Origin of the sequence: Bartonella vinsonii subsp. arupensis OK-94-513 (assembly GCF_000278235.1) — a bacterium.
Lineage (GTDB): Bacteria > Pseudomonadota > Alphaproteobacteria > Rhizobiales > Rhizobiaceae > Bartonella > Bartonella arupensis.
On the sequence record NZ_JH725037.1, the window covers coordinates 256,240 to 280,718 of the forward strand.

Consider the following 24,479-nt stretch of genomic DNA (forward strand, 5'->3'; position numbering starts at 1 on the left):
GTGCTCTTTTTAAAATCGGATTTTTATAGCATAAAAACAAAAAAAATCATGTCAGAGAACTGTTAATCTTTTGTAGTTTCTGGTTGTGTTTTCTCAGCTTCGATTTGACGTTTTAAATGCAACTTCAAAAGCGGAAAAGTTGCTTCAACTTCTTCCTTATCATTGATATCCTGAACAAGATCTTGTAATTTTCCATAAAGCTCTGCCGCTAATTCCGCTACATCTTCAGGAGGAACTTGTATCTTTGCATCATGATAGGTTGTATAAGCTAAACGGCCAAGCTTTTTCATCAGCCCAGCAGGAATAGCTTGCGGTTTAAAACCCACCGCTTTCGCCTTTGCCATATCTGTAAACATTTCACCATTGCCAGTAATGAGCCAATCTAATGAAACACCACAGATTTCTTGATATTTGGAGAGAGCAGAAGCAGTAGGCTCACTTATACCAGTTTCATACGTTCCTATGGAACCAGCAGTTATACCAAGATGTTCAGCAAATTGTTTACGTTCCTTGAAACCAAGGGTGCGACGCACTTCACGAAAACGTTTTGCTAAATCAGTTTTAGGTTCTGTTTCTGGACGTGCCAAAAAAACTACTCCAAAATCAATATAATTGTTGACTAAATAATTATATTGATTTATGTCTCTTAATTACCGCCCGTTAGAGGAGCGGCTATCACACACATAACCCCACAAAATGGATGTTGCCGCATCCATTTAAGTAGGAGCGAAAATTATGACAACCACACAAAGATAGTAGCGCCATAGCATTATTTCGAGTTTACGCTACAAAACATGATCCGTGGCAAAACTCACAAAATCTTACCAAATACCGTTATCCAATGTCAAAAACATTTGGACAGAGTTTTAAAATTACATAATGAAAGACATCTCATTGTTGATGAAATTCAAAATCTAACCGATAAAGCAATTCATCAATGATACCACTTTATGGATATCAATAACTCTGGTTTGAATTTCATTAGCAATGATGAAATCTCAAAGCATTTTCATCAAAATGATACATCTTCTACGTAAATGAAAAACCGCTTGCCAATCATGTATTTTAAATACCATAAGTCCTATAATAAAGATATTGCAATATGCATGCACAATTGAGAAACTAAAATTCTTGGAACAAAAAAATTCTGACCGATAGTGACTTAAAAGTTGATGTTTTGCGCAAAATTGACAAAACTATGATAGTGATATGCATGAAAGTTTTTGGCAATCATAATGAAATGACGCTTAAATATATTAAAACTGCACTGAAAAACCGTGATGTGGAGACATAAACATGACCTCTTTACGCGATAAAGAATTATCCGATACGCTTGTTGGTCTTTATGACGATTATCAACGTGGTTTTGACATTGGAGAACAGCTTAAATCATGTGTGGATTTGGCTTTATCTCTTGAATTAGAATTAAGTATTTGTCGCTTAAGCGAAGCAGATATGGTTTTTAAAAAGGAAATTGTAGAAACCCTGCGCCGTCGTAGAATGCCTCTTTCCAATGAAAATGAAGAAGAGACTGTTACGCATATGGATTTTGAAGAACACAAATAACGCAATACAATCCTTCTATAGTGAGAAATTGTCTGATTGCTTTCCCCTCTTCACAAATACCAGCCTTGGCATTCGCTCTTCTACCCTTTTAAAAAGCAACATATTCAGTGTAAATCATCGATCTTATAGAAGAAAAATGAGAAAGTAAAAAGGGCTGTTCTCATTTAACTCTCCTTAGGAACTTATGCTTAACACACTGGATAAAGGTGGGCTTCTCAATTATATATGCCAGCAATTGTCAGGGGGAGCCTATGATACAAAACATTCAACCACAAAGTGAAAAATTTGATGGATTGGCTGGTGATTATGATCGCTATCGTCCGCGCTATCCCCTCACCTTATTGAAAACCATGCTACTGCCTTTTAAGGACAAAAAACATTTATCCATCGTGGATGTAGGAGCTGGAACCGGCATCGCATTAGAAGGAATTGTCAAACTTCTGGGGAACGAACACCAATATCATGCTATCGATATATCGTCAGATATGATTAAGCAGGGACGAAAAAAATTTCCTACTGTACAGTGGTATAAAGGCCAAGCTGAAAGCCTATTGCCCAAAATCGGCAAGCTTGATCTTGTCATTGTGGCGCAGGCGTTTCAATGGATGGATCGCCCTCGATTGCTTTGCACTGTCTCAAACCAACTCCGAGCCAAGGGTGTCATGGCAGTCATTCAAAACAATCGCAATTTTAAACAGAGTAAATTTCTAGCTGCTTATGAGACATTATTAGAAGAAATGAGCCCTCACTATTCCCGTTATTATCGTAATTTTGATTTTTTACAGGAAATGAGCGATGGCTTTAGAGTCAATCCAGAAAAGATTGTTTTACATACGCACAATTGGACAATGACGATCCCATCCGAAGCCTTTATTGGTATGAGCCGCTCCTCAACGCAAGCACAACGCGCTATTGCTAGCCACCAAGAAGAATATTTGCAGCAATTGGTTGCATTGATAAAACAATATGAAGTACAAGGAAATTTGGAGATTTTATATCAAAGTGAACTCTATATGTATGTAAGATAATCCGATATCTATGGTTTCCTCTACTGCCTTTCATTGCACAAAATAAGCGTGGTGCGAAAAATTTACGCATATTAAGATGCAGATTTGAATAGTTTTTCCCTCAGCTTTAAAACTGACACCTCGTTGCATCGATCTTTATTGTCCGCTTATTTTACCTTGATCCGCCTTACAGGAAGTGTTGAGGATTATTACAGAAAACGTTTACGCAAGCGGAAGAATTATTAGACGATGTCCATGAACCTTGCGCAATTAAAGGGGAAGTTTTTTGCTCTCAATAATGCGCAAGAGATACAAAAACCTCAGTCAATTTACACTTTGGGTGGACCACGGGTAAAATGGCTTCACTCTATACCAAAACGGCAGATAGAAAACGACTCGCAATGGAAGCAATAAAAAAGCTTCAAAAAAGTTCAGGGTAGACAAGAAAACAAGTTAAAAGAAACAAAGAACACAAAACCCCCGAACTTTTGTATAATCTCTTGATTTTATTGAAAATGGCGGAGAGAGAGGGATTCGAACCCTCGATATGGTTTCCCATATACACGCGTTCCAGGCGTGCGCCTTCAACCACTCGGCCACCTCTCCAGAGGTTCGCACTATACCCAGAAAGAAATAACGTGCAAGCTTAAACTCATACTCAAAATTTAAAAAATAACTTTATTTATTAAAATAAGGCGAGAACCTTATTGAAGTATAAATACATTTTCTCTTTTTCAACAAGCAACTTTTTCCGTGGATAGACAATACTATCCCTATTATCACTACCTATATCCAGAAATCCGCAAAATAAGCGCCCTCATGAATCGTCACCAACATAAAAACGTGCTTCATGAGAATAATAAAATTTATTCTAACAAAAATGATTCATGATGTGATTTTGCTTTACCAAATTGCAAGATTAATTAATTCTTCGTTCCCTTAAATTTTCTGCATCATTGTATATAATTGCTAAGGGCGCGTACATCCCGCGCAGTTTCACATTGTAATGCCTTTCTTGCTAAAATTTTCATGTCTTCAAAACTATGGGTCTGCAAACATGCTTTTACTGAAGAAATATCACAAGATATCATAGAAAGTTCATTAATACCCAATCCAGTCAAAATCATCGCTGCAAAAGGATCTCCAGCCATATCACCACAAACACTAACCCAACAATTATGTTTTTCTGCACCTTGTACAGTCTGATGTATCATACGCAAAACCGCTGGATCAAGACTATCAGCTTCAGACACAAGATAAGGATTTTGTCGATCAACCGCCATTGTATACTGCGTTAAATCATTCGTTCCAATGGAGAAAAAATCAACATAGGCACTCAAAACATCTGCCATAATGGCTGCTGCCGGAACTTCGATCATAATACCAATCTTTAACTTTGGCGCACCAATATCGTTGCGTATTTCTTCTGTAATCTTTTTTATAGCAAAAACCTCTGAAACGGACATTACCATCGGAAACAGAAGCCATAAATCTCCACCCTCTTTTGCCACTCGATACAAAGCACGCAACTGAGGAATTAAAAGATCACGTCGACGCAATAAAAGACGCGTTCCCCGAATTCCTAAAAAAGGATTATCCTCTCTAGATAAATGTAAATGTGTAACCTGTTTATCTCCACCAATATCGAGTGCACGAATAATCAATGGCTTATCCCCCACCGCTGCAATCATCGCTCGGTACACATCAAATTGTGCTTCTTCATCTGGAACACATGGGCTCTCTAAAAATAAAAATTCTGTACGCATAAGGCCAACACCTTCAGCACCCAAATCTAACGCAACAGAAACCTGATTTGTGTAGCTAACATTGGCCATGATACGAATCTTTTGACCATCTGTCGTTTGTACTGGTAATTTACATACGCGTATCTCACTCTCATGCTTTTGCGCAACAATGCTCATCTGCTTTTCAGCATCTTCAACATCTTCAGGAGCAGGATCAAGATAAATGAACCCATTATCACCATCAATAATAGCTTGAACATCACCCTCAACTGCCAAAACATCAGCCCCCGTAGCAACAACCATTGGAATACCAAGAGTGCGTGCTAAAATTGCCGTATGAGACAGTGGACCTCCCCATGCCGTTGCTAACCCTTGCACCTTTGTACAATCAAGCTGAGCTATATCAGAAGGAGATAGATCATCTGTAATAAGAATAATACCGCGCGGGAGATCATTTAAAAAGAATGATCTGTATGATGGATTTATTTCGCCTAAAACACGACGACCAACATCAACTAAGTTAACAGCACGCGCCGCTAACAAAGGATTATCCACCTGAGAAAACATATCCACAAATTGCTGAATCGCTCTATCCCAAGACCAAGCTACACCATGACCTTCTGCTATAAAACGATAAGCTTGAGCTATCAGATTTTCGTCTTCAAGCAAAACCATTTGTGCAGAAAAAATCGCAGCAGAATCTGCTCCCATACGCGCTGTGATATCAGAAATAACTGATGCCATTTTATGCTTTGTTTTTGTAAGAGCATTTTCAAGACATGCCGTCCCAATTGCAAAATCAACTGGTTGGTCAGTTATGGAAATATTATTTTGCTTTAAAACAAAAATCTTCCCCAGAGCTAACCCTGAACTTGCACCAACACCAGAAATACCTTTTTGCCCAGAACGCGGATACCAACCATGAAAAGTCTGAATTTGAGACTCTATTTCTCGCATCATACACTTTTCACTTATGCTCACTTTCTTCGCAACAGAAATTGCATCTTTAAGAAGCTGCACACCTTCTACAGCATCCGTCGAAAAAATAAGAACATCACCGTTTTTTGCTCCTAACTGCAATAAACCAACCAAATTTTTCATTTCAACAGCATACCCACCATGGCGGATTCTGATAGAGCTCGGAGCCTTTTTTGCAAAATCAACCCAAAGAGAAGCTGGGCGCGCATGAAGACCACTTGGATAATCTAAAGTCCATTCTTGGCAAACCGAAAGATCACCAATAGAAGTCTTTCCAATCTTCATATCCTGACCAAATAAAGTTGTAACAATCTGTTGTTTATCCGTAGTCGTTGAAAGTGCTTCAAGACGTTCTTTATCATATAAAAGAGGCGCCAATTGTCTGCAAATCTCTCTATAACGATCTGGATAAGCCGCAATGGCAATAACCAAACGCGCTTTCTTCCCATCCCGCCATTCAACACCTGCAGGAATCTGTATAACAGCAACAGCATCTCTGATAATCAAATTATGGTTTTCAACCATTCCATGGGGAATGGCTATACCATTACCAAGCCAAGTATTCGTGATTGCTTCACGTTGAAGCATGCTTGCTAGATAGCTTTTGTCAACTGCACCAACCTGCACAAGCAATTCACCAGCAGCACGAATTACATCATTTTTATGATCAAAAGCAGCTGCAAGTTGTACAGATCTTATAGACAAGATTTCACTCTCGTTAAATTCTGTATTCATTGCTTCTACTTCTTTACATCTCATGATGAATTTAAGCTCCCTCACGTTTGAGCATGAATATTTCTGATTAAATTTTATTTCAAAGCCACATTTTCCAACATACAACGTATAAATAACATCGCGACTTCCCTTTTTATTATATGGAATATAATGAACTGAGACATATCCCCCAACGCGATCCATCAAACGATCGGATATCATCGTCTATCAAGTTACGAAAAGTTATCATAAATAAATCGAACCACACTTTTTATTTTACAAAGATCAATGCCCCAATCCTTGCACCCTCAACAAATCGAAAAGCTCTTAAAAAGAATGCTCTCATTTTCCCAAGTTATCTGGCATAAACTGTCATGACTCCTCATATAAGAAAACAGAACTCCCCCATCACCGCAACTTCTGCTAATTTTTAATTCCCCAAAAACTGAAGAACCTGTCCTTCCCTCTCTAACGCATTACATAATCACAGATTGCCAAATGTAGCCTTTCCCTTAAGATTCCATATAATTAAATACCTCACAACATAGAATCCTCAAGATATAACTTCGACTACATTATAGAATTTTCTTTCTCAAATAAATATCACAACCACAAAAAATTCTCTGTCCACTTACCCACTCAATATATACACCTAAAAACAATATTATTCTCGAAAAATAAAATCAAACAAATCCCCATATATGACTTTAATTTCTAAATATTTATTCCGGAAAACAAGATTCATAAAACTGTAAAAGAAAAGCGTTTTTAACTTAAACAAATCTCGCTCTTATCCGACAAGGCTTATTTTACTCTCAATAATAGATAGGTCAAAAATACTCTTGATATCGTTGATTGTACGTCTGTCATTTTTATTTCTTCAAAATAAGTCCCCTGAACAGCATCATTTTACTCTCGATATTGAAACTCTCTTATCACTCACCACTTGCAAAGTGGCTGAGATCAATACTTTTATAACCCCTCTTACATATTCCTGCCTTTTTTAACAGATCATCTCTCCATAACCATTTAAAGAACATTAATAACTCCACTATCCCCCCTCAAATTTCTCTTAAAATTCTATGAAAATAAATTGTCTTTTTAAAACAAATTGTTTGACGCTTTTTCGTGCGCAAAAAACCTTCTGCATCATTATCATACAATAATTATTGGCAAGCTCCCTCCTCATATTAATGCTTTCAGTACAAGCAAAACATAACAGCAATCTTTCAGTGATTTAAGAAAAACATTTTCCTAAATTCTGTTATTTAGTTTTTTTGCTCCTCTTCCACTCTACATTATAGCATAAAGCAAAAAAAGGAAGGATAGTACCCTATCCTTCCTTTTTTGTGCTAAAATTCAAACCGAACTCCAATGAAGTTCTAAGCTTATTACAACCTACTTTGTCGCCTCTGTCACGGGAATAACCGAAACATAAGAACGATTACTTGCTTTCTTACGAAAAGAAACCGTTCCATTTGATAGTGCAAAAAGAGTATGGTCTTTTCCAATACCAACATTGTCACCAGGATGCCAACGCGTACCACGTTGGCGAACAATAATATTCCCAGGAATGACAGCTTCACCACCAAATTTTTTAACGCCAAGTCGTTTTGATTCTGAATCGCGACCATTCCGCGAGGAACCACCAGCTTTTTTATGTGCCATGGACGTTCTCCTTTAATCTTTTTTACTCTCTGATGCTACAGCCGCTTTCTTCTGCGGTGTGATCTTCTTTTCAGCAGGCTTCTTAGCTGCTTTCTTGGCAGCAGCAGGAGCTTTTGTTTCCTTCGTTGCCTTTTTTAATGCAGTGGCTTCCTCTTTACTTGGTTTTGCAACTGCTTTTTGAGGCTTTGAACCACCCATTAAAATTTCTAAAATACGAAGAGTTGTCAGTTCTTGACGATGTCCACGCGTGCGTTTCGAATTTTGACGACGACGCTTCTTAAATGCAATAACCTTACGCCCACGTACTTGCTCTACAATTTCAGCAGTAACCAAAGCACCAGCAACAACAGGTGCACCAACAACCGTATTACCCTCTTGCTCAACCATCAATATGTCATTGAATTCAACAACATCACCCGCATTGCCAATAATTTTTTCAACTTTTACCACTTGGTTAGCAACAACGCGGTATTGCTTACCACCGGTTTTCATGACTGCGAACATTTTTTATCCTTCCGTTCATTCCAGCTCTTCTTTGATTTTTGCCTTGTTAATAAGGGAAAATAGGCTGCTTTTTATCAGTCGTAATAGATCTTACAAGAAGGATAAAATATCCTCCTCTACAAAAATACACGCAGAATCCTCTGCGTTTGTATCTCGCGTATATGACGGAATTTCTATTCTTTGTCAATAAATCCCTATAAAAAAGCAAAAAAGGGTTGTACTAAAAGCAATTGAAGGTTATCTACCCGCCATACACTCAAATAGTGTGGAATTCCATCACACTCACTTTATATGGAGAGATGGCTGAGTGGTTGAAAGCACCGCACTCGAAATGCGGCATAGGGGCAACTCTATCGGGGGTTCAAATCCCTCTCTCTCCGCCAGAGTATTCGTTGCTCAATGATATTTGTTAAAACAGTTATTCTACACGCTTGGCTCTCATATATGCTAACAACCCTAATGTCGAACTATCGCGGTTATCCGCTTTCTTTTCTCCACGAAGTATCGGTAACAATTCATTCGCTAATTCTTTGCCAAGCTCAACGCCCCATTGATCAAATGAATTAATATTCATCAAAACACCTTCAACAAAAACACGATGTTCATAAAGTGCGATAAGGCGACCAAGTGAAAAGGGAGTCAATAAATCCTGAACGAACATTATACTGGGACGGTTTCCTTCAAAACTTTTATGAAGTGCTAAATAATCTGCTTCACGCTCATCCATTCCATTTTTTACAAGAATGCGCCAAGCATCTTCGACACGACGTCCCTTCATTAAAGCCTTTGATTGCGCTAAGCAATTTGCCACCAACATATCATGCATATGACGTAAATTATGTTCATGCCCTCTTGCAAATAAAATAAATTCCACGGGAATAACATCTGTTCCTTGGTGCAAAAGCTGGAAAAAAGCATGCTGCCCATTCGTTCCAGCATCTCCCCAAACAACTGGACCGCTTGGAAAAGTCATTGGTTTTCCATCCAAAGAAACCTGCTTACCATTTGACTCCATATCAAGTTGTTGCAGATAAGCTGGAAAACGCACCAAACGCTGTTCATAAGGAATAACAGCACGTGATAGATAACCACAAATGACGCGATGCCAGAACCCTAAAAGCGCAAATCGAATAGGAATATTTTTATGTAAAGGTGCTGCTTTAAAATGTCGGTCCATCTGTTGAGCACCCTTAAGAAACTGACGAAAATTCTGGCCCCCTATTGCCAACATAACAACAAGACCAATAGAAGACCAAATCGAATAACGTCCTCCAACCCAATTCCAAAATCCAAAAACTCTTGAAAAATTTATGCCAAATTCTGCTACTTTATCAAGCGCACTGGAAACAGCAACAAAATGCGTGCAAACAGCCTCTTCCCCTAAATGCGCACAAACCCATTGACGCGCAACTTGCGCATTCATCATCGTTTCCGTGGTCGTAAAAGTTTTAGAGGCAACGACAAACAGCGTTGTTGCAGGATTCAAACCAGAGAGAGTATCAAAAATATGTGCACTGTCAGCATTAGAAACAAAATGACAATTCGGACCATCATGATAAGGTTTTAAAGCATGTGTAACCATTGCAGGTCCAAGATCAGACCCACCAATACCAATATTCACAATATCGGTTATCCTCTCACCATTGCTTCCCTTATAACTACCATCACGCACCTTTTCAGAAAATCTTTCCATATCATGAAGAACTGCCTGAATGTCCCGAATAACATCATGTCCATCTAGCATAAAAACTTCGTCAGCAGGCAAACGTAATGCAATATGAAGAACTGAGCGCTTTTCAGTTGTATTAATGGACTGACCTGAAAACATTGCCTCACGCCGGCCTAATACACCTGACGCAAAAGCCAAATTATCCAGAAGTTGCAACGTTTTAAATGTTACACCACATTTTGAAAAATCAAAAAGAAGATCATCAAGCCTTAAAGAAAAATGGGCAAAACGCTTTTCATCCTCTTTGAAATGCTGGCGAATATCATGGACCCTCTCTGTTGTAGCGTGCTTTCGTAAAGCTTTTAAAGCTTCCTCAAAAGCTTTTTCATTTCGAAGCAACAAGCTATCTTCCATGAACTTATCTCGCACAGTTATTAACAATGAAATTTACGCACAAACAGTCATAAAATAGAGAGCTTCCTTTTTTATTGTTCGGCATTTTTACTGTTCACATACAAAATAAAGGAATACAAAAGTGGAAAGGTAGAACCTGAAAACGGCATTTTTAAAACGAAAGTAAGAAACTTCCAAATCTTTCTGACAAAGTACATCATTCAACTTGGCTGAGTTCTTTTGTTAAGCGTACAGCTTCTTCTGCTTTTGGCTTTACAAAACGTCCGAGAAAAAGATAAACAACCGGTGTAACATAAAGTGTAAAAACAGTTGCTAAACCCAAACCACCAACAATAACCCAACCTAAAGATACACGTGCCTCTGCACCAGCACCTTTAGCCAAAACCAAAGGAATACCCCCTAAAATAGCACAAATCATCGTCATACAAACTGGACGAAGACGAATATTTGCCGCTTCTTCTACAGCTTCACGCACGCTTTTCCCTTGATCACGCAATTGATCTGCAAACTCAACAATCAGAATCCCATTTTTGGCCATAACCCCAACTAACAAAATTAAACCAATTTGACTGTAGATATTAAGACTAACACCACTTAAAAGCATAGCAATTACAGCACAACCAATCCCTAATGGTACAGTAGCCATAATAATAAATCCTGAAACAAAACTTTCAAACTGTGCAGCCAAAACCAATAAAATAATGACAAAGGCAATTCCAAAAACAATCATAAAATTGGAAGATGTTTCATCAAGTGTAGCGGCTTCCCCCAACGGAACAATATAATTTCCCTCTACCAACAAAGGAGCTGCAATTTTTTGTACTGTCTGATAAGCATCCCCTAAAACAACACCTGGTGCAAGATTTGCGCTTAAAATAACGGCACTCATGCGTTTCTCTCGTTTTAATTGAGGTGCAATGGCTTTTTCATGCAAGCGCGCAACAACCGATAAAGGAACATATTTATCACCTTTGGTTTTTAAAAAAATATTTTCTAAATCACGAGGATTATTAAGTGGATTCTTACGCGAAGTGAGTTTTACATCATAAGAATGGTCATCTACATAAACGGAACCAATTTTTTTCCCATCCAGCATTGCTTGTAGTGTATTCCCCAAATTGGTGATATCAATCCCTAATTCAGAGGCTTTGTCTCGATTGATTTCAATAAAAAATTGTGCTTGCGTTGCATCAACAGTAAGCCTTGGACGAATAAAATGTGTATCAGCTTGCAAAGCATTCACAAGCTTATCCGCAATTGGCTGTAATTTTGTATAATCATTGCCAAGAATAGCAAATTGTAACCCTTGACCAGTTCCTCTAACACCTAAAGAATTTCCCTGTGCAGCAAACACAAAAACTGCAGGAAACTGTTTAACCTTTGCATTAACATCTTCTACGATCTCTTGTTGAGAGCGCAAACGCTTGTCCCAAGAGGAAAGCAACAAAATTAAAAAAGCAGTATTTGATGAACCACCAATACCAGCGATAGAATAACTGTTAGCAATCTCTCCAGCATCACGTAACGGTTGTAAACTTGTTTCAATCTGCTCTACCTGTTCATTGAGATATTGTGTTGAAATACCTTGTGGTCCATTAATGACCAAAAAGATCAAAGCCCTATCTTCTGCCGGTGTTAATTCCTGTTGTAATTTCGTATAGCCTCCAACACAAAGACCCGCAAAAATAAGCGAAGCAAAAACAACTCTCCAAGGTCTTCCCAAACATTTATGCAGACTATAGGTATATCCTTTGCTAAAAAAAGAACCTAATTTATACAAAAAAGCAAGATGATGTGCTTCTTCCTTCTTATTTTCAACATGTTCTTTAAGAAGACGTGAAGCCAACATAGGGCAAAGTGTTAAAGCAACAATCGAAGAAAGTAGAATAGAAATTGCCAACACAAAACCAAATTCTCTAAAAAGTCCTCCTACTTGACCAGGAAGAAAAGAAATAGGCACAAATACGGCGACTAAAGTCAATGTTGTTGCTAAAACAGCAAAAAACACTTCCCGTGTCCCTAGTACCGCAGCCGCCCGAGGACCAAACCCCATATTGCGCCACCGAACAATATTCTCCAAGACAACAATTGCGTCATCGACCACAAGTCCTGTTGCCAAAACAAGTCCTAAAAATGTGAGAATATTTAAAGAAAACCCTACGAGATAAATGGCCGAAATTGTACCAATCAAAGCAACAGGAATAGATAAGGCGGGAATAAGCGTTACACGAATATCTCTTAGAAAGAGAAAAATAACCAAAATAACGCTGAGAACAGCAATGACCAATGCAACCTCAACTTCATGAAGTGCGCTCTTAATAAAGAGTGCATCATCACTGATAACGTCCATATGTACAGAAGAAGGAACAACATTTTTGAGATGCTTGAGAACTGCTCGAACACCTTGAGAAATATTAAGGGTATTGGACTGTGCTTTACGCACAATCCCTAATCCAATTCCTGTTTTTCCGTTGACACGAAGAATAACCGTTTCTACATCAGGTGATAAAGTAACATGCGCAACATCACCAAGATGCACACGCGGTTTTAAGACAACTTGTTCAAAAGCTTCCGGTGTTGTTAAACGCGCAGTAGCACGTACAATTAAAGTTTGCTTAGAATTGCGTAATGACCCCACCGGTACATCCGTTGTCATATCAGCAAGAACACGTGAAATATCTGCTACGGTCAATCCATAGCTCGCAAGCTTTGCTTGATCGATATCAATCTGAAAAATCTTCGTGCGTGCGCTATCAACCTGCACATCACCAACACCATCAACGGCAGAAAGTGCATCAACGATTTGATCGTTTACAACTGCTGTTAAATCATCAATACTCATTGTTGGTGAAGTTACAACCAAATACATCATTGCAGCAGCATTCGAATCTGCCTTAATAATCAAAGGTGTGTCAGCATTTTTGGGTAAAGAATACGCAATGCGAGAGAGTGCATCGCGAATATCAGATGCTGCAACATTCAAATCAACACCGACATTAAAATTAATCTCAACACGGGAACGGCCAAAAGAAGAACTTGAGGAAATTGTTTTAACACCTGAAACACGAGAAACAGCATCTTCTATAATTCTTGTAACCTCACGATCAATTGTTTCTGCTGATGCTCCAGAAAAAGTTGTCATAATCGTCGTCACGGGAGTATCAACATCGGGAAGTTCACGTACATCCACATTCAACCATGCAGCAATCCCTGCAATGACAATCATAGCATTCAAAACAAAGGTGAAAACCGGTCTGCGAATAAATAATGCAATCAAACCGCCTTGTTCAGCCTGTGCTATGGGCTGTTTCGCACTAAATTCCTGTCTCATTGTACACTCTGCCCATGAAGTGCTGATAATTGCTGTTGATCGGACTTTGGATTATCAAGAGTAATCCTGCTTCCTGGATGAAGCGTCTGTACTCCCTGAATCACAACTTGATCACCATTGTTGAGGGGAGCTTTCACAAATACTTGATCTGCTTTATGCTGCATAATCGATACTGGAATAGGCTCCACTTTTCCCTCTCTCACACGCCAAACGAATGACCCCTTACTGTTCCATTGAATGGCAAGAGGGTTAACAACAGGAAAAGAGCCACCATAAAATTGCAACGCAATAGAAAAAGACATACCAGACATAAGTGTATCTTTTTCATTCTTGATTTCGACCTGAACATGAAGTGTACGGCTTTCTGGATCAACAACATTATCAATCGCATAAATATGACCAACAAAAGCTTTATCTGGCTGTGCGGTTAATGTTGCTGTTACCTCATCCCCTTTATGAATATACGATGTGTACCGCTCAGGAACCCATATATCGACTAAAATACGTTCTCTATTCTCAATACGACCTATTATAGTATTGGGAGTAACAGCATTGCCTACATCAATAGGTAGAATACCAACAACACCACTAATAGGTGCACGAATTGTTCGCCGATCAAGCGCTAAATCAGAATCACGTAAAACCAAATTTGCGTTATCTAACTCTAAGCGTGCAGTAATTTCCTGAACCTCTGTTGCCGTATTGCTGGCACGTAATTTAAGAATACGCGAAAGCGTTAATGCACTATTATCACGTTGTACTTTTGCTTTTGCAGTCGCTATTTCTTCCTTTTTAGAATCAAGCTTTGCAAACGCATCACCCTCTCGCACTTTTGTACCAGCTGACACAAAAAACTTATCAACAACACCTGACGACCAAGGAGTTAACTCCACTGTAGAAAATGCTCGTCCACTCCCAAGCGCATTCAACTGTTCATAAAAATCTTGAACTTTAACAACATCAACAACAACATGTGTCAGAGGACTTCCCATTGGCGCCTTTAACATTTTATCCGATGCAATTGACGCCTTATTTTTTATAGGAATAAGCCGTTCTGAGCTTTGTTTCCCCTCCCAATAAGCAACCATCAGAACAACAATGAAAAACACTAGTGGAAAGATCTTTTTTAACAACCCCATACATCTATCCTTGCTTCGCTATTTAATATGAAAATTTGTTCGAAACAGTTTTCAACAGTAACATCCAAGCTTCACACAAAAACCGAACTGCAGGCAGTGTATCTTACCCCCCACCGAAAAAAACATATCTCATCTGTACTTGATTATCTTGCACAACTTAAAGCGTCAAGTTAACTATCGTTCATATTACATTTACTTTTCAAACAATAGATTAAAGACACCATGCAAAAATCCAACTTACACCGAAAATATTGTCGTCTTTTGAAAATGTATTAAAGAAAGAAAAAACAAAATTTTTATTTTTACCAAGTTTCACTTGCAATTCTTCAATGAAACGATTAGGAAACGCTTGTTTCAATGATGTAAACTTGAAAATATATGCACCCGTAGCTCAGCTGGATAGAGCACCAGACTACGAATCTGGGGGTCAGGAGTTCGAATCTCTTCGGGTGCGCCATTATATAAGATTTTCGTTCCTCTTTAGCGCATTATTTGGGTTAGTAAATGCCCCCCCTTTATGATTCCTTTCGTCATGCGCTTATAGCCTTATTAGATAGCATGCCCCTACTCTTTTGAGTACGAATCGGGATTTCTTGCTGAGTGTCTTTAGACACATGCATCATCTAATATCTTCTGCTATGCGAAAATAGAAATTTTTGAAAATCTCTTTTATCTCTTAAAATTCAAAATAAAATATTTTGTTTTTTCTAAAGAATTTTTGCCATTTTAACAAAATTCTCCTTCACAAGTTTCAGGGCGATAGCATTCTTTTTTAATAAGATATAAACATTCTGAAGAACATGAACTGTTTCTGAAAACCGCATTTCTTCTAAAAACTTATCACAATTAAAAACGTAGCGATTTTTTTATTTCTGTTTCCTTTTGGTTTACTCTCTTGTGCAGTATACTATCTATATCATCGACCTTTGTTATGTTTATCTTAATCTCTGTGTGCTATCCATTCCCTTATCCGATTATAGTATCCGCTCTCAATGTCAATAAAAGCCAAATCTAAAGAATTTTTCCATGCCTAAAACAGATATTGAAATTGCCCGCACTGCTCAAAAGCAGCCCATCACTGAAATTGCACAAAAAATTGGTATTGCGCATGAAAATCTCATTCCTTATGGACATGATAAAGCTAAAATTTCCTCTGCATACATAAAATCGCTCAATAAAAATCCGGATGGTAAACTTATCCTCGTCACAGCTATCAATCCAACACCTGCTGGAGAAGGAAAAACAACGACAACGGTTGGACTCAATGATGCTCTCAATCTCATTGGAAAAAAAACCATAGCCGCCTTGAGAGAACCATCTTTAGGTCCGTGTTTTGGTGTAAAAGGTGGCGCTGCTGGAGGTGGTTATGCTCAAGTCATACCAATGGATGACCTTAATTTGCATTTTACCGGCGATTTTCATGCCATTACAGCTGCCCATAATCTTCTTTCCGCAATGATAGATAATCATATCTACTGGGGCAACAGTCTGAACATTGATCCACGCCGCATTGTTTGGAAGCGAGTCCTTGATATGAATGACCGTGCATTGCGCGATATTGTTGTTTCATTGGGTGGAATAACTAATGGTTTTCCACGTCAAACAGGTTTTGATATTACTGTTGCATCCGAAATTATGGCTGTTTTTTGTCTTGCTGAAAATTTGGAAGATCTTTCACAAAGACTCAAAAAAATTATTGTTGCTTATCGTTATGATAAAACACCCGTGACAGTTGCTGATCTCAATGCAGAAGGTGCAATGACAGTTCTTCTCAAAGATGCCATGCAGCCTAATCTTGTACAAACCCTTGAAAATAACCCTGTTCTTGTTCACGGAGGACCTTTTGCCAACATTGCTCATGGCTGTAATTCAGTCATAGCAACAAAAACCGCTTTAAAACTCGCGGATTATGTTGTCACCGAAGCAGGATTTGGAGCCGATCTCGGAGCAGAAAAATTCTTCAATATTAAATGTAGACAAGCAGGTATTATTCCCGATGCTACAGTGATTGTCGCAACAATCCGCGCATTAAAAATGAATGGTGGTGTGGAGAAAAATCATCTTTCAGAAGAGAATATCCCTGCTTTACAAAAGGGAACCGATAATCTTTTACGGCATATCAAAAATATGCAACACTACGGAATTCCTTGTGTTGTTGCTCTTAATCATTTTGAGAGCGATAGCGATGCTGAAATAAATACATTACAAAAGATCGTTGCAACAACCGGGCATAAAGCTGTTGTCTGCACACATTGGAAACAGGGCGGAAAAGGCGCCCTAGAACTTGCACAGGAACTTGTTACTTTGATTGAAGAAAAAAATACTCATTTTAAAGTCCTGTATCAAGATGACCTTCCACTCGTTCAGAAAATTAATTGTATTATAACAAACTTATATGGTGGGCGTGGAGCCATCATCCCCGTCCCTATTCTCAAGCAACTTGAATGTTGGGAAAAAGAGGGTTTTGGTACATACCCTATTTGTATGGCAAAAACACCCTATTCTTTTTCTTCTGACCCTACCCAATACGGCGCCCCTGTTGATTTTGAAGTTCCTGTACGAGAAGTTCGCCTCTTGGCGGGTGCAGGCTTTATTGTCGTTATTTGCGGAGATATCATGACCATGCCTGGCTTACCACATTATCCCGCTGCTGAAAAAATCCATCTTGACAGAAATGATCAGATACAGGGACTTTCGTAAACGCAGAGCCATAAACTCAATCGTTCCTTATAAAAAACATTTTATAAGGAACGAATAGAATTTTAAAAAGTAATATAGACAAATACCTTATTTATGTGATATGTGTCTCGTAGTGTATGCCCTTTTATATATGTTTAAAGAGGGTTAGGTTTTTACCTATTATTTGTGAAACTTGAAACAAAGCAGGATAAATCGTGCAAGTACTCGTTCGTGATAACAATGTTGATCAAGCGCTACGTGCGTTAAAGAAAAAGATGCAGCGTGAAGGCATTTTTCGGGAAATGAAGATGCGTGGATATTATGAGAAGCCATCTGAAAAGCGTGCTCGTGAAAAGGCTGAAGCTGTTCGTCGTACACGTAAGCTTGCTCGTAAGCGCGCGCAAAGAGAAGGTCTTGTTACGAACGGCCGATCTTCTGCTGTGAGATAGTGCACTTTTATTGATGTGCTCTTAAAATCGTAGCGATAATGATACAGTGTAATTTCAAGGGTATAGTGCGTGTTATAAGTGTTTTTTCACTTGTAATTTGTGTATCTCTCTATCTGCTGTATCCGTTCTTAAAATGTGGTGATTAGCTTTAAGAGGCTCTTAAGTGAGCATTTTCTTGTAGTCTCTTACATTCCTTGAATTAAGTTAAACAGAAAAATACAAATTGCTATCACAGTGTGTCATGGCCTGCATAAAGAATAAAAATATGCAGTTTCAAGCAACCTTATCCTTCTCACTTAATTCAATGAGGTGCTGAAACTCTCTAATTTTTGAGTTTTTTATTTTCTTTTCATCTTAAAGAATGAATATTCTGAGTTTTTATCAGTTTATAATCAGATTGGTTTCTACTGAGATAAATTCTACTTTCTCACTACTTATAGATTCACTTCACAGATTCTACGGGTAAGCGCTGCTCTTAATCTCCTGTTCAATTTTATACTTCTCTTCTTCGTTGGTACAAAAACTGAAATCAAGCATAAACAACTCTGTATTTTAATGCGTGAATATATCCTCTATGCCCTGTAAAACAATAGTTTCTAGCACTTCCTAAGACTTGAAATTGATGTATGCTCACCCCGGCTCTCTCTATTTTTCTACCACACTACAGCGTTACCAATTAAAAGTAGATTGTCGTTTAGTATACTCCTATAACCAAACCACAAAATTTGTAAGATCTGTTAACACTGAAAAACGCTATCTTTACAATCCACAAAATCGCAAGCCAACTTCTCATAGCTTGTCCTCCCCTCAATGTTGCTTATCTTGTATTAAAACAATTCATGAACTCTACATATCATTTTATTCTAAAACTACTTTTCAAATCATAAACCTATCCTGTTATTGAACGTTTTTTGATTATAATACGCATAGAGTGGTATCCCTTTTCAGAATTAAACCACACAGATAGATGCACTATTTTTATAATCTTATCTGTTATAGAAAACTGACACTGTTTTAAGATATTCAACCGTCACAACACTCGATATTTATCTTAAATCTACAAAAACTGGATGAGAATTGAATATTGATTTACAGACACACTTTAATAAACAAAATAAGCATTAGAAAATTTAAACGTTTGTTCCACTTATTTCACTATTTTTGTAAACAATTTCCTCATTGTTTAGATCTCTTTAACTAGCTGTATGCCATATCTTTAATCCAACTCTCAATCCTATCTTCCAGATCTTAGATTGCCAATATATAGAAACGAAGAGATAAAAGGTTTAAGTGTGCAAAATTCTAGTTGGTTTCAGTTTTCAATACGCACAGCATTCATCCTCATAGCAGGAATCTTTGTATTGAGTTCATCTCGTTTTTTGCACGCACAAACACTCAATCAAAATTCAGGGCAAAATTCAGGGCAAAATTTAGGACCAAGTGGTTTACCACTTCCGCGCTTTGCTTCGATTAAACCCACCCGTGTAAATGTGCGCATCGGACCAGGAAGCAATTATTCTATCCTTTTTACCTATAAAAAACAGGGATTGCCTATTGAAATCATCCAAGAATATGATCAATGGCGTAAAATCCGTGATGCCGAAGGTGATGAGGGGTGGGTATATCAATCTCTTTTATCAGGAAAACGGACCGTTATAACTGTTCCATGGCAAAAAGATAAAACAAAAAGACTCATGCTTCGCAAAAGCCCCGCAGACAATGCAGAACTTGTGGCAGAGATAGAACCTAACGTCGTTGGAAATATTCGTCAATGCGATGGACATTGGTGTGAATTAAGCATTCATAATATTCGAGGATGGCTTCATCAAACTCAGTTATGGGGGATCTACCCTGATGAAAAAATTAAAGGTTGGTGAACTTTCACAAAAACATACTTAAAGTTTGCCAATTGTTGAATTTTCTCTGTCTTAATAATCAGATCAACTTTTCGGCTTTAACCGAATTATCAAATCAACATGCGAAATTTCCATACCTTCTGGCGCCTGAGGCAAATTCCCAATGATAGGAGTTTCTTCCAAGTCACAAGGAATATCAAGAATACGGTTTTCACCTTCTATATAAAAATGATAGTGGTCAGATGTATTGGTATCAAACCAAGTTTTCGAACCTTCCACAGCAATAATCCGTAATAATCCTGCTTCCGTAAATTGATGAAGCGTATTATAAACTGTTGCTAAAGACACAGGCACACCCAACGCAATCGCCTCTTCATAGAGCTCTTCAGCAGCAATATGACGATTCCCTTGAGAAAAAATCATATGAGCAAGTTCTAACCGCTGGCGTGTTGGCCGCAAACCATTTTGACGCAAATGTTTTTCTAACATAGAGATGGAATAAGAATGCAAAACCTTTCCACAGTCTTTTTCAGATTGTTGTTCTTCATTTAAACCTAAATTGTCGACATTCATTGACATATTAAAACCACAATGCATTTTCGTTTAAAGAAGGTTAAAATGCCAAAAATAGAAACAATACGTATATTTATATTCCATTTTTTAAATAACCCACCATGTAGGATACATAAAAAAGGGCCTTTGTCATTAAAAATGATATAAAATCATTTCCCTCTCCTTAAAATTTGCTCTAAAAGTAAGTTTGGGAAAAGCGCAGAAGTAAAAATATATGCAAATAAATGGAGTAACAATGGCTGAACAAAAGTCTCGCTACACTTATGAAGAGCTTCTAAGCTGCGCTCGCGGCGAAATGTTTGGTAAGGGTAACGCGCAGTTACCTGCACCCCCTATGTTGATGATTCATCGAATCACTCAAATTAGTGAAACTGGCGGTGAATACAACAAAGGAATGGTTCGTGCCGAATTTGACATTACTTCAGACCTATGGTTCTTTGACTGTCACTTTATAGGTGATCCGGTCATGCCAGGATGTCTCGGTTTAGATGCTATGTGGCAATTAACAGGTTTTTTTCTCGGTTGGTTAGGCGAACCAGGAAAAGGAAGGGCTATCTCAACCGGTGAAGTAAAATTATCAGGCATGGTAACTCCGCAAACCAAACTGCTTGAATATGGAATAGATTTTAAACGTATCCGGCGTGGAAATTTGGTCTTAGGAATAGCAGATGGATGGGTAAAAGCAGATGGTGAATCCATCTATAAAGCGAGTGATTTACGTGTTGCTTTATTTAAAGAAGACTGAAATTATTTGCATTAAAAGGGGCATAAACAAGGAGGTATGAATGCGTCGAGTTGTTGTAACCGGAATGGGAATTGTCTCCGCGATTGGAAATAACCCTGGAGATGTTTTAACCAGTTTGTATGAAGCAAAATCTGGGATTTCCTATGCCCCCCAATATGCCGAATTAGGCTTTCGTAGTAGAGTTTATGGAAAACCTGATATTGATATAGAAGAATTGGTGGACCGACGTGCTTTGCGTTTTCATGGACGGGGAACTGCTTGGAATCACATCGCCATGGATCAAGCAATTGTTGATGCGGGGTTAGAGCTTCATGAAGTATCAAATGAACGTACAGGTATCATTATGGGCTCGGGAGGCCCTTCAACTCAATCAATTGTTGAAGCCGCTGACATTACACACCAAAAAGGACCAAAGCGCGTTGGCCCTTTTGTTGTGCCTAAAGCAATGAGTTCTACAGCATCTGCAACGCTTGCAACTTTTTTTAAAATTAAAGGTGTGAACTATTCGATCTCTTCGGCCTGTGCTACTTCTAATCATTGTATCGGCAATGCTTACGAGTTGATACAATACGGCAAGCAGGATCGTATCTTTGCTGGTGGTTGCGAAGATTTGGACTGGACATTATCTGTTTTGTTCGACGCTATGGGCGCCATGTCTAGCAAATATAATGACGTACCAGAAAAAGCTTCACGTGCCTATGATGTCAATCGTGATGGATTTGTTATTGCTGGTGGAGCAGGTGTTTTGGTTCTTGAAGAGCTAGAACTTGCCAAAGCACGTGGTGCAAAAATCTATGGAGAAATTGTCGGATATGGCGCTACATCTGATGGACATGACATGGTTGCTCCATCTGGTGAAGGAGCAGAACGATGCATGCGTATGGCACTTGCAACGGTCAATAATAAAATTGATTATATCAACCCCCATGCAACAGCAACGCCTGTTGGTGATCCCCCCGAAATAGAAGCAATCCGTCGTATCTTTGGAGAAGGCGATCAGTGTCCACCAATTTCCGCCACAAAATCCCTGACTGGTCATTCCTTAGGAGCTGCAGGTGTTCAAGAGGCAATCTATACACTGTTAATGATGAATCACAATTTTATTTGCGAAAGCGCCCATATTGAAGAACTTGATCCAGCTTTTATCAATATGCCAATAGTTCGTGAACGTCGTGATCATCAACAACTTAATACTGTATTATCAAATACATTTGGCTTTGGTGGTACCAATGCAACGCTCGTTTTCCAACGCTATGTGTAAATTAAGAGTTCTTAGCGGATTGAAAAAAAGCATAGTTTTATGGAGAATAGTATGAAAGGTTTGATGGAGGGCAAACGTGGCCTTATTATGGGGGTTGCAAATGATCACTCAATTGCTTGGGGCATCGCCTGTCAACTTGCAAAAGAAGGAGCTGAATTAGCATTTACCTATCAAGGAGACGCTTTCGGAAAACGAGTTCAACCACTAGCGGAAAAACTCGGTTGCAAATTATTACTTGAATGCGATGTTGAAAAAATTGAAAATCTTGATCGTGTCTTTGAATATCTTGAAAAAGAATGGAAAACGATTGATTTTATTGTTCATGCTATTGGTTTTTCAGATAAAACTCAGCTCAAAGGACGTTACGTTGATGTTACAACACGTGAAAATTTTAAACGCACTATGGTTATTTCAGCTTACTCCTTTACTGAAATTGCCCAGCGTGCTGGTAAGCTTATGCCAAATGGAGGTGCACTTTTAACGCTCACTTATGGAGCTTCACAGCAAGTTGTCCCTAATTACAATATCATGGGTGTGGCCAAAGCTGCTTTAGAAGCTATGGTACGCTATTTAGCAGCAGATTTTGGCCCTCAAAATATCCGTGTCAATGCAATTTCAGCGGGACCTGTTAGGACATTAGCAGGTAATGGTATTGCATCTGCGCGCGCCATCTTCTCATATCAACGCCGTAATGCGCCATTGCGCCGCACTGTAAACATTCATGAAATCGGAAAATCTGCTCTTTACCTACTTTCTGACTTATCATCAGGCGTTACTGGTGAAATTCATTATGTTGATTCAGGCTATAACATTATGTCTATGCCAACACTTGAAGAGCTAAAACAGAGTGAAGAAACGCAAGGAGAATGACTTTTCATAATACTTTAAAAAGTGCAAAAATTAATTCATGTGTGTAGCGTATTTAAAATATATTGCCTGCTTTTTCTGACATAAATGCTATGGGTGATGAGAAGAGATTTCTTATTTTTAGAAGATATGACTTAGGCAACAACTCCAGTTATATTAGGCACAAAACTGACTCATATAAACCTGCAATCCATTAAAGGATTTCTGCTTTGTTAGTTGATCAGCGCAATCGGTTATCCGGTTCTTGTTGGTAACTATATCATATCTCTCATCTATTTGAATCATTTAAAGCGTACTGTGTCATCCCTCTCACTTTTGAGTGACCGGCTTAATAATGTATTAGCTGCGTCCGCTACGCTTTTATCACAAAATAGGACTTGATAAAGCTGCTCTGTAATTGGCATTTCTACCCCAATACGTTGTGCTAATGTACGCACTTCTTTCGTATTTAAATAACCTTCAACAACTTGACCAACCTGTTTTTCGGCTTTTTCTCTCTCCATTCCTTGGCCAAGCAGTATTCCGAAACGGCGATTGCGCGACTGGTTATCAGTACATGTCAAAATCAGATCACCTAAACCTGTCATACCCATGAATGTGGAAAGATCTGCACCCATTGCAACGCCTAAACGACTGATTTCAGTTAAGCCTCGTGTGATAAGAGCTATTCGAGCGTTTGCTCCAAATCCCATGCCATCTGATATTCCTGCACCGATAGCAATGACATTTTTGACTGCTCCACCTAATTGAACACCGATCATATCTGGATTTTTATAAATTCTAAAATTTTTGCTACAATGGAAAAGTTGCTGTAGCTCTTCACTAAATTCAGCATCAGAAGCTGCTACCGTAATTGCTGTCGGCATGCCAATAGCAAGTTCTTTAGCAAAAGTTGGTCCAGACAAGACAGCTAAAGGAATTTTATCACCTAAAACCTCACGAGCAACTTCTTGTAAGAGGCGTCCCGTACCATGTTCTAAGCCTTTTGTTGCCCAAATAACACGTGAATTCTGATCCAAATAAGGCTTAATATTGCACAATACCTCACGAAATACATGGCTTGGGACAACAATCAATATATTGGAGCTTGCTGTTATTGCAGTTTCAAGAGAAGTTTCAAGCAATAGATTTTCTGGAAACCGAATATCGGGTAAAAATATTTGATTACAGCGATGTTTTTGTAATTTTCTGATATGTTGAGGATTATATCCCCAAAGTAAAACACGATGCTCGTTACGGGCAAGAGCAACGGCTAATGCAGTGCCAAAAGAGCCAGCACCAATAATTGTTATCGAATCGGCTTTCATTAAAATT

General features: G+C 38.5%; 17 protein-coding genes, 3 tRNA genes and 1 pseudogene. 11 read left to right on the forward strand and 10 right to left on the reverse strand.

What is annotated here, in order from left to right:
- Positions 1-62: 62 nt before the first annotated feature.
- A complete protein-coding gene (locus ME1_RS01020) occupies positions 63-587 on the reverse strand; it encodes a helix-turn-helix domain-containing protein (protein ID WP_004862203.1) in 525 nt (174 codons plus the stop codon).
- A gap of 709 nt (positions 588-1,296) precedes the next feature.
- Between ME1_RS01020 and ME1_RS01025 the strand changes: the two genes are divergently transcribed.
- From ME1_RS01025 to ME1_RS08370, 3 genes and pseudogenes are all read left to right on the forward strand, one after another.
- Positions 1,297-1,566 (forward strand): hypothetical protein, encoded by a 270-nt coding sequence (locus ME1_RS01025; protein WP_004862204.1) that lies wholly within the window; start codon positions 1,297-1,299, stop codon positions 1,564-1,566.
- A gap of 251 nt (positions 1,567-1,817) precedes the next feature.
- Positions 1,818-2,594 carry a class I SAM-dependent methyltransferase gene (locus tag ME1_RS01030; RefSeq protein WP_004862205.1) on the forward strand — a complete coding sequence of 259 codons (777 nt, stop codon included), beginning with the start codon at positions 1,818-1,820 and terminating at the stop codon, positions 2,592-2,594.
- Positions 2,595-2,905: 311 nt separating this feature from the next.
- Positions 2,906-3,013, forward strand: a pseudogene (locus tag ME1_RS08370) (tyrosine-type recombinase/integrase); the annotation flags it as partial.
- 76 nt (positions 3,014-3,089) lie between these two features.
- On the opposite strand, the gene ME1_RS01035 reads toward ME1_RS08370, so the two are convergent.
- From ME1_RS01035 to rplU, 4 genes are all read right to left on the reverse strand, one after another.
- Positions 3,090-3,179, reverse strand: a tRNA-Ser gene (locus ME1_RS01035).
- Between the two features lie 347 nt (positions 3,180-3,526).
- On the reverse strand, positions 3,527-6,031 hold the full coding sequence (ptsP, locus tag ME1_RS01040; RefSeq protein ID WP_035011601.1) for a phosphoenolpyruvate--protein phosphotransferase: 2,505 nt from the start codon (positions 6,029-6,031) through the stop codon (positions 3,527-3,529).
- A gap of 1,377 nt (positions 6,032-7,408) precedes the next feature.
- A complete protein-coding gene (gene rpmA / locus ME1_RS01045; protein ID WP_004862208.1) occupies positions 7,409-7,678 on the reverse strand; it encodes a 50S ribosomal protein L27 in 270 nt (89 codons plus the stop codon).
- Between the two features lie 12 nt (positions 7,679-7,690).
- Entirely contained in the window at positions 7,691-8,182 is a 492-nt protein-coding gene (rplU, locus tag ME1_RS01050; protein WP_004862210.1) for a 50S ribosomal protein L21, read from the reverse strand.
- A 293-nt stretch (positions 8,183-8,475) separates the two neighbouring features.
- Between rplU and ME1_RS01055 the strand changes: the two genes are divergently transcribed.
- A tRNA-Ser gene (locus ME1_RS01055) sits at positions 8,476-8,565 on the forward strand.
- Positions 8,566-8,600: 35 nt separating this feature from the next.
- On the opposite strand, the gene pgi is transcribed toward ME1_RS01055, so the two are convergent.
- From pgi to ME1_RS01070, 3 genes are all read right to left on the reverse strand, one after another.
- Positions 8,601-10,265 (reverse strand): glucose-6-phosphate isomerase, encoded by a 1,665-nt coding sequence (gene pgi, locus ME1_RS01060; RefSeq protein ID WP_004862212.1) that lies wholly within the window; start codon positions 10,263-10,265, stop codon positions 8,601-8,603.
- Positions 10,266-10,461: 196 nt separating this feature from the next.
- Positions 10,462-13,596, reverse strand: coding sequence for an efflux RND transporter permease subunit (locus tag ME1_RS01065; RefSeq protein ID WP_004862213.1), 3,135 nt, complete (start codon positions 13,594-13,596; stop codon positions 10,462-10,464).
- Positions 13,593-14,735 (reverse strand): efflux RND transporter periplasmic adaptor subunit, encoded by a 1,143-nt coding sequence (locus tag ME1_RS01070; RefSeq protein ID WP_004862216.1) that lies wholly within the window; start codon positions 14,733-14,735, stop codon positions 13,593-13,595. The genes ME1_RS01065 and ME1_RS01070 overlap by 4 nt, the downstream gene beginning before the upstream one ends.
- A gap of 380 nt (positions 14,736-15,115) precedes the next feature.
- On the opposite strand from ME1_RS01070, the gene ME1_RS01075 reads away from it, so the two are divergent.
- From ME1_RS01075 to ME1_RS01090, 4 genes are all read left to right on the forward strand, one after another.
- A tRNA-Arg gene (locus ME1_RS01075) sits at positions 15,116-15,192 on the forward strand.
- Between the two features lie 569 nt (positions 15,193-15,761).
- Complete coding sequence (locus ME1_RS01080; RefSeq protein ID WP_004862217.1) at positions 15,762-17,435, forward strand: formate--tetrahydrofolate ligase; 1,674 nt, start codon at positions 15,762-15,764, stop codon at positions 17,433-17,435.
- A 194-nt stretch (positions 17,436-17,629) separates the two neighbouring features.
- Positions 17,630-17,863, forward strand: a complete 234-nt coding sequence (rpsU, locus tag ME1_RS01085) for a 30S ribosomal protein S21 (protein WP_004862218.1) — start codon at positions 17,630-17,632, stop codon at positions 17,861-17,863.
- Between the two features lie 1,292 nt (positions 17,864-19,155).
- Entirely contained in the window at positions 19,156-19,740 is a 585-nt protein-coding gene (locus tag ME1_RS01090) for an SH3 domain-containing protein (RefSeq protein ID WP_004862220.1), read from the forward strand.
- 63 nt (positions 19,741-19,803) lie between these two features.
- On the opposite strand, the gene irrA is transcribed toward ME1_RS01090, so the two are convergent.
- Positions 19,804-20,298, reverse strand: coding sequence for an iron response transcriptional regulator IrrA (irrA, locus tag ME1_RS01095; RefSeq protein WP_035008997.1), 495 nt, complete (start codon positions 20,296-20,298; stop codon positions 19,804-19,806).
- A 229-nt stretch (positions 20,299-20,527) separates the two neighbouring features.
- On the opposite strand from irrA, the gene fabA reads away from it, so the two are divergent.
- Genes fabA through fabI form a run of 3 tightly spaced genes read left to right on the forward strand, consistent with a single transcriptional unit; the run spans position 20,528 to position 23,168 of the window.
- Positions 20,528-21,037: a 3-hydroxyacyl-[acyl-carrier-protein] dehydratase FabA gene (gene fabA / locus ME1_RS01100; protein WP_004862224.1), complete on the forward strand. Its 510-nt coding sequence runs from the start codon at positions 20,528-20,530 to the stop codon at positions 21,035-21,037.
- Positions 21,038-21,077: 40 nt separating this feature from the next.
- Positions 21,078-22,298, forward strand: a complete 1,221-nt coding sequence (gene fabB, locus ME1_RS01105; RefSeq protein ID WP_004862225.1) for a beta-ketoacyl-ACP synthase I — start codon at positions 21,078-21,080, stop codon at positions 22,296-22,298.
- Between the two features lie 51 nt (positions 22,299-22,349).
- Positions 22,350-23,168 (forward strand): enoyl-ACP reductase FabI, encoded by an 819-nt coding sequence (gene fabI, locus ME1_RS01110; protein WP_004862227.1) that lies wholly within the window; start codon positions 22,350-22,352, stop codon positions 23,166-23,168.
- A 278-nt stretch (positions 23,169-23,446) separates the two neighbouring features.
- Here fabI and gpsA read toward each other — a convergent pair whose 3' ends face one another.
- On the reverse strand, positions 23,447-24,472 hold the full coding sequence (gpsA, locus tag ME1_RS01115; protein ID WP_004862229.1) for an NAD(P)H-dependent glycerol-3-phosphate dehydrogenase: 1,026 nt from the start codon (positions 24,470-24,472) through the stop codon (positions 23,447-23,449).
- Positions 24,473-24,479: the final 7 nt, after the last annotated feature.